The 3602-nt window shown below is 53.2% G+C and carries 2 protein-coding genes; one reads left to right on the forward strand and one right to left on the reverse strand.

All coding sequences use genetic code 11. From position 1 onward, the window contains the following. Nucleotide 1 precedes the first annotated feature (1 nt). Entirely contained in the window at nt 2-1384 is a 1383-nt protein-coding gene (locus tag Abin_RS06690; protein WP_048845593.1) for a site-specific integrase, read from the forward strand. Nucleotides 1385-1606: 222 nt separating this feature from the next. Here Abin_RS06690 and Abin_RS06695 read toward each other — a convergent pair whose 3' ends face one another. After that, on the reverse strand, nt 1607-3268 hold the full coding sequence (locus tag Abin_RS06695; RefSeq protein ID WP_048845594.1) for an endonuclease NucS domain-containing protein: 1662 nt from the start codon (nt 3266-3268) through the stop codon (nt 1607-1609). Nucleotides 3269-3602 lie beyond the last annotated feature (334 nt).

Here is a 3602-nt window from a genome sequence, read left to right on the forward strand (position 1 = left end):
CATGCTGCGTCTTATCGGCTCTCATTACCACTTCCGCCGTGCCGTCCCCGTCATGCTGCAAGCCTGTCTTGGCAAAACAGAAATCTCTATCTCCCTGCAAACCGAAAGCAAATTTTTGGCCCGACAGAGGGCTGCTGCCCTCTATGCCCGCACAGGTGAAGTCTTCCATAAAGCCAGAACCATGCAGGGACGGTTCTCAGGCAAGGAACTGACGTCCCTTCTCACCTTTCAAAGCCCGGTGACGCTGGAACCTGAGGTTATGGCTCAGGAAGCGGAGGCCCCCAAACGGAAGACCGTGAAACCGAGGGAGAAGCTGACGCGTAAAGTTGTCAGGAAACCTCGAAGCACCAAGAAGAAACCACCAACCCTCATGCTGTCCGATGCCTTGGAGCAGTTGGTCTTGAGCAATCCTAAGGCCAGCACAGACACCAAAGAAGCAACCCAGAGAACGGTTGCCCTGTATATCAGGGCTTTTGGGGATACGCCCGTTTGTGACATCGGCGGCAGTCAGGCGGGAGCCTTTCGTGACCTGCTTCTTGCCCTGCCTGCGACACTGGGCAAAGGCAAAAGCAATCTGACGCTGCAACAGGAGGCACAGAGGGCCAAGTCTGATGATCTCCCTACCCTGAGCAATAAAAGCGTCAAGAACCACATGCTCCGCTTGTCTGCCTTGTGGAACCAGCTTGTGCAAAGGGAATTGGTGGCAAAGAACCCTTGGTCTGGCTGGCATTTTGAAAGTGCCCCCAAGACCGTGCGACGAAGCTGGACACCACAGGAACTGGCTCTTCTGGCCTCTGCTTCGTGGCACAGTTCCTTAGTGTCTGAACCGACTTTCCGGCTAGTCACCCTTATCGCTGCCTATACCGGCATGAGGCTGGGTGAAATTTGCACCTTACGGAAGGAAGACCTGCAAACCATCGAGGATGTTCCCTGCTTTCTGGTTAGGCCCCATGCAGAAGACGGCTGGTCACCAAAGACGGAGGCTGGCACCCGCGTCATTCCTCTGCACTCCAAACTCATTGAGGCTGGCATAATGGCCCTCAAGGACAATGCGGAAGGTCATTACCTCATACCCGGCCTTAATGGGTCTAAACAGAAAGACCGAGGGGCCACTCTGAGTCGGGCCTTTTCGCAACTCAAAACGCGCCTTGGGCTCCCGGCTGAAATCACTTTCCACTCGTTCCGCCATACAGTCTCGACCCTGCTCAGGAACGCCACAACTGACATCAGGGAAATCTGGATAGACCGGCTTCTGGGCCATGAAGCCACCCATAAAAGCCAAGGAACAACGACCTATCTGACCGGCATCACAATCGCCAATCTCAGGCAGACGGTGGAGGCAATAAGCTACCCGGAAACAGCCTTCAAAAAGGGAACGGTTTAAAAGGGAGCCAGCAGTGCTCAATGGCTACCCATTGAGCATCTGGCAAGGGGGAGTACCTCCCCCGTCGACCCCCTTAAACACGAGACTCTCTGATGACCGCTTTTGCCTTCAAACACGACATTGGGCGACCCCGCCCCAATGTCCGATCTTGGTCGGTAGCGGAATGTCCGTTTTCAATAAAAATGTTAGACGAAGCCCCATTCGATATGATCGATAGCCCTCTCAGCTCATGTCGTGAAAACCGGCATGCATCCGAGAGCCTATTGCGCTGACAATCTCATTGATCAGCGACGAATTCTCGTCGAAATACGGTTGGAGCGGCTGCCACGGGACTGTCAGGGAGAGTGGCCGCCACCTATCATCTTTTAGCGCAAAGTATTTTGCAGCCCCTTTTGGGTTGTCTACGCGGAAGGTTCGATATGCGAGGCCCAAATCGTCCATCACATCCGCGTCTCTGGTTTCGAAGAAGCCCGCGCTGGCAAGGAACATTAGATCGCCAATGCGACCTTTGTAATATTTGTCGAGAAGCGGCTGAAGGGCGATTGGTTGACCGTCCGGCACTAGCAAACCGAAATAAGTTGAAACCAACTGTTCAGCGGCATCAAAGACAGCGACTTCATATTGTGGCAGGTGGCTGTCCGAACCTTCCGTTGCGATGTAATACAGAGTGAAAATGCCGGAGGATGGCCCGAACAGGTTGATTCTTGCTGAGCCGTCAGGCCAAGCCGCAGATGCTTCATCCAACACACGTTTAATTTGGGCCAGCCATGCTGGATTAGTCAACAAGGCCTCGGTCAGCCCTTCCTTCGCCGAGGCTATGTGCGCCCGATTTGAAAAGCTTACTGAGCGCTTGAACGACTGACGCGAACTTCCGGTTGCCCCCTTCAACTCTTCAATGATCGCTTTGTCGCTCAGCAGGGTATTCCGGGCAAACGTTCCGCGTCGCTCCACCCGCTCAATCGTCCATTCCTCGTCGATCAAGAGCTTTTGGCTGAGTTTGGAGGCATAGCCGATCTCAAAGCGATCTCGGTGTGGACACGGATCGAAGTCATATAAGTTTTCGTGGAGCGTGCAGAGCTCCGCTTCTGTGTCCATGTCCTCGGTGCATGCCTGTACCTCTTCGAAGGTCTCTGGATGCTGGGCCAAAACCGCCAAGCAAAACTCTCGCGATAAAATCTGCGGGGCAAAGTACAGAATGTAATCAAACCGATCGAATTGCCTGAAATGGATCGGAATTTCTTCCGGAGCCCCATCCCCGAAATTTTCGGCGATTTGTTGCAGAGCTAGGTTTAAGGCTAAGCTTGCCTTTTCATTGAAGTCGTCTGCGGCCTTGAGCACCAACAGAACATAGTTATCTATTCCCTTGGCTTTGCAGCAATGATCGTAACTGGCAATTCCACGCTTCAGGCTCGCTTCGTCATTATACAGGTTAAGCTCGTGCCATGGCGCGAGATATCGTCCCTGATCCACCTGCACCGGCTCAATCGGGCGGATGCCCAAGCTCTTCCCAAATATGTCTGGCAACAGTTGCACGCCTTCGACTGCAATACTCGTCTCGTTCCTGAGCATTGAGAATGGGACGAGCAGTTCCGTCCATTCGACTGAGGCCACGATCGCCCGAATTTCATCCTTGCGGACACCGAAGTACCTTTGGATGGCATCGACATACTTGAAGACCTCGTGGGCGGCTTGGCGCGCAGCTGCATTGGTCTTCTTGACCTCAATGATCACCCACTGACCGGTCCTATCCTTAGCGAGAATATCCAAGAAGTTTCGGGTGCCGAGAGACTTTGGAATGTACTGCTCAATTTTGACAAGTTCCATCCCCTCTTCCAGAACGGAAAGATCGGCCGCGAGGAGGTCACGGATGGCAGCTTCATTCATTGTAGTCTCTTTTCATCACACTCTAAGACCTAGCGTTCGATGCTGCAGAAGAAAGGTAATTTGGACGAATAGCAGCGTAATTCCGTTACACTCTTTGAGTATGGACTGCCAACAGCATCTAACATAGTTGTCGCTCCATTGGCATCCAACTGATGTCCGCTTTCGGGATGCCACCATTTAGGCTCGTATAACTGAGATGGGCGCTGAACGGACATCAAACCGACTTGGTCCGATGTCCGCAATCCCCAATTCTGACATCGAGAGGGGGTTCACGGGGGAGAGCAATGCTCTCCCCCTGACCAGTTTGCAAACCATCGCGACACAACGTGTCCGC

This window comes from Acetobacter indonesiensis (assembly GCF_000963945.1).
Classification (GTDB): Bacteria; Pseudomonadota; Alphaproteobacteria; order Acetobacterales; family Acetobacteraceae; genus Acetobacter; species Acetobacter indonesiensis.